The 3,873-nt window shown below is 42.8% G+C and carries 3 protein-coding genes and 2 pseudogenes; 1 reads left to right on the top strand and 4 read right to left on the bottom strand.

The window, feature by feature from the left end:
- Window positions 1-149: integrase core domain-containing protein (locus tag ACTHSL_RS12175; RefSeq protein ID WP_440381605.1), on the top strand; the 149-nt coding region annotated here is incomplete at its 5' end.
- Window positions 150-806: 657 nt separating this feature from the next.
- Here the strand turns inward: ACTHSL_RS12175 and ACTHSL_RS12180 are convergent.
- The 4 genes and pseudogenes from ACTHSL_RS12180 to ACTHSL_RS12195 form a co-directional block, all read right to left on the bottom strand.
- Window positions 807-1,022 carry a hypothetical protein gene (locus ACTHSL_RS12180; RefSeq protein WP_440381603.1) on the bottom strand — a complete coding sequence of 72 codons (216 nt, stop codon included), beginning with the start codon at window positions 1,020-1,022 and terminating at the stop codon, window positions 807-809.
- 213 nt (window positions 1,023-1,235) lie between these two features.
- Window positions 1,236-1,499: pseudogene (locus ACTHSL_RS12185) on the bottom strand (RHS repeat-associated core domain-containing protein); the annotation flags it as partial.
- Window positions 1,489-1,668, bottom strand: a pseudogene (locus ACTHSL_RS12190) (IS1595 family transposase); the annotation flags it as partial. The pseudogenes ACTHSL_RS12190 and ACTHSL_RS12185, both read right to left, overlap by 11 nt.
- A 327-nt stretch (window positions 1,669-1,995) precedes the next feature.
- Window positions 1,996-3,873 (bottom strand): RHS repeat-associated core domain-containing protein (locus ACTHSL_RS12195; protein WP_440381604.1); only part of this gene is annotated, 1,878 nt, incomplete at its 5' end.

Here is a 3,873-nt window from a genome sequence, read left to right on the forward strand (position 1 = left end):
AAAAGCAGAGTTTTGACAGTCCGGAACACCGGCAAAAGGAGCTGTGCCGATTTGTGAACTTTTATAACACCGTGAAGTCGCACGGTAGTCTGGGCGGCGATACGCCGTTTGAGGTCTTGCAGGCTTACTTTTCTCAACCTGTGGTGTAAACAACGCCACGATTTCCTACAGGCTGATTGGATTCGGCGCATACTCAAACAGATTCACCCCACCCTGCAACCCAATCGGATCCTGACTCACAATTCCCATATTTTTACTCCTGAATCATTTTATCGTCATGTACAAAATCCAAATGCAGATGCTCTTCCCCGGCTCCGCAAAGGTATAAGGTTTCTGTTTTTGTTTTTTCCTGTTGAGGTTTCTTCGCGATATTTTTGTGGCAGGGACAGCCGTCTTGTAGAGGCTAACTTTTGTTATCGCCTGAAGAGGATGTATTTTAAGTCGTCTGAAAGTTTTTCAGACGACCTTTGTGAAAGTTGGGTTTTCAACTCAACCCATGTGCTTACTGAATTTATTCTAATTTATTTTGTTTTAATTTTTTTCTTAAAATCTTAGTGATTAGCCATCCTAGTAAGAACCACCATATTGTATTCAGAAATATAAATACAAAATTGGCTAATGGCCCATTTAAATAGCTGGATAAAAATAAGGATAAAATGGAAAATGGTAAGGCTGAGACAAAGAGAAGAAAGCTTCCCCAGCTACCCTCTGTATTACTAAATAAAATAATAATTGATATTGTTATGTATAGTAATGCAAGCAAGGTGCCTAATCTATTCTTCAAGAAAGACATATACTACCTCCTCTTATCTTATAAGCATATTGAAAAATTCATTAGCAGAAGGTGCTCTATTAGGTACATGTGTTAATCCATCATAACAAGAAACAGCATTATCTCCAGCATCTGGGAAATTATTATGATTCATCCAGAGTTCTAAGCCAAACTTGTTAGCATAAGGATTTTGACTTGATATTTTTGTATTTTCAGGAGCTCTACCTAAATCCCTATCACATTGGGTCATACATTGTCCTCGTAACTGTTTGTTACATGGAAAAGTCTCACGACATTGTGCATAACATTTATCATGGTTTTGACAGGCCTTATCCATCATATCTATAGGCTGTTTGTAGTAGCCATTTTTATCATTCTGTGATGAGTAAGATTCCCAGTGTCCCCCTGTCCAGCCAGGTCCACACCAATTACCATGATATTTGAAGTTCGTAAGGCCTAATACATCGACTGAATTAGTCGTACTTGCGGCAAAATTATAGAAATTTGTTCCGCCCTCTAACCCAATCGGATCCTGCTGCGTAAACCGCCCAATCTCCGGATCATAGTAGCGGAAGAAGTTGTAATGCAGCCCAGTTTCTTCATCATAATACTGATTCTGCAGACGGAAGGGTTGATGTATATCCAGTTTCAGACGACTTTCTTGGGTCAGTTTGCCCCAGCCGCTATAGTCGCCGCTCCAAACAACATTGCCCCCCGCATTCGTCAGCCAACCCCCGGTGCAATTTCAGGTACAGGCTGTTGACACTTCTGATGCTGACACCCGTCAGTTTCGCGGTATCGGAGGCAGTTAAATCCAAAGCAAACAGCCGCAGGAGCTGGCGAAATTTGGGCTCGTTAATTTTACTGAACTTTTGGTACTTGTTTTTTAAATTCATTTCAGAAGCTTATCACTATATTGAGTAATTTTGCTTCCTAAGTCCCAATTAAAAATTTAAGTATAAGTATTAAAGGTATTGTAAAAAGAGCACCATATTTTACAAAATAGAAATTAAAATTTTTAGGAATATGATTCATGGATGGTTTACCTAATATAATAGCCCAAAGTAATTTATTACTTTCTAAGTTCTTTGTAATGAGCATTTCCCAGATGGAGTTTATTTTCTGATATTTTTTGCATATTTTATATGCAAAATACCAATATGTAAAAACCCAAAATAGAGTGAGTAATATAAATAATAATTCTGATATATTCATTTTTAATCTTAAAATCTCATATTGTTAAATATTTGATCGGGGTGCATTTTATTTGGTTCTATTCCTGGGGGTAATTCTATTTTCCTGGGTAAGTATTGTGGTTGTGCTTTAGGGAGAAGGGCTAGTAAATCAATTGTTTTTTGATATCCTATGTTTGCAGTTACTCCTGCACCAGCACCAACTCCAACCTTACCAGACCCATAAGGTGTTGCATTTCTGTTTAAATTAGAGCCTCCGCAGACTCCTACTGAAACACCAGGCTTTACGGTTGCACAAATTTCAGTATACGCTCCATCTTTTCTTTCACTTACAGTTTTAGAAATACCAGCACCAGCTTCCAAGCTCGCTCCTGCTGTAAGTGCTATATTACAGCTTACTTTGCCTTTACCAGCATAACTGCAACTAGCAGCCAAACCTAGTCCTGCCGTAGCAGATCCTTCTACATATACTCCTGTTAAAGTTTCATCAATTCTCTGGAGTGCTGTTTTACCTTCTAAACCTAATAAATCAATCCAACCTTGTGCTGAATTGCCAAACCTATAAAGATTATCTCCCCCTAATAGCCCAATCGGATCCTGCTGCGTAAACCGCCCAATATCCGGATCATAGTAGCGGAAGAAGTTGTAATGCAGCCCTGTCTCTTCATCATAATACTGATTTTGCAGACGGAAGGGTTGATGTATATCCAGTTTCAGACGACCTTCTTGGGTCAGTTTGCCCCAGCCGCTATAGCCGCCGCTCCAAACAATATTGCCTTCTTCATCGGTCATCTCGCGCGGGATACCGATTTGATCGTTGTGGTAGTACAGAATCTGTCTGCCAACTTTGTTATTATCAGTGTTGGTCATCTGAACGATTTGCGCTAACGGTTCGTAGCTACCTTGTTCAGTATAAACATAAGTATAGGTTGCTTTATCGCTGTATTCCTGTAGCAAGCGGCTGCCGTCCCACAGGTATTGGATTTCGTTGCCGTCCGGATGGACTTTGGCTATGCGGCGGCCTATGGGGTCATAGCGGTAGCGGTATAAGACGGTGTTTTGTCCTGGGCGATGGATTTCGGCTTCGGCCAGTTGGTTATCGGCATTGTAGCGGTAATGTTGGATTTCACCGTTATTGTGTTGTTTCTCGATCAGGTTGCCCAACGGGTCGTAGCGGTAACTGATACCTTTGTATTGGGTAATGCGGTTGCCACTGATTCTACTTCCGTCGGTAAGGTTGTGGGCAGGGTCGTAGCGGTAGTGCTCGTCTGCGCTTTGGGTAATTCTGCCCAGTGCGTCATAGGTGTAATCCCTGCTACCGTTGGTTTGGTCATCGGTACGGACGAGGTTGCCGATAGTGTCGTATTGGTAACGGCGACCGATCAGCACAGCAGGATCTGCTTTGTTGTGGCTGTTCGGTTGGACGATTTGTTGTTTCAGACGGCCTAATGGGTCAAGTTGAAATTGGGTATTCAGCTTGCCGATAGTCCGCTCGACTGGGCGATGCAGAGCGTCACGCTCGATGTCGGCAAGGGTGGCGCTATCGAGGTTAATGTGGTGCAGATGTCCGCTGCCGTAATACAGGCGGTTTAAAACTTCACCTGTAGGCAGGATGGTTTGGATGCGGTTGCCCAGTACGTCGTAACGGTGTTCGGTAATCTGTGCAGCGACATCTTTGGATTGTGAACGGCTGATACCGGACGAAAGAGGTTCATCTAAGTGGATGAGCTGTTCTTTAACCAGTCCGTTGTGATCATAGCCGAAGCGAAGCTCGCTATGGGCGTTGTGTGCTTGGATCAGACGGTTAAGTTTGTCGTAGCGGTAGTGGGTGCTCAGGATTTCTCCGCCGTCCAGATGACTGTCTTTCTGACGGATGCGGCCGATACGGTCTCGGTGGTAGGTGATCGT

This window comes from Neisseria sp. P0008.S010, from assembly GCF_051962715.1.
GTDB classification, from domain to species: Bacteria; Pseudomonadota; Gammaproteobacteria; order Burkholderiales; family Neisseriaceae; genus Neisseria; species Neisseria elongata.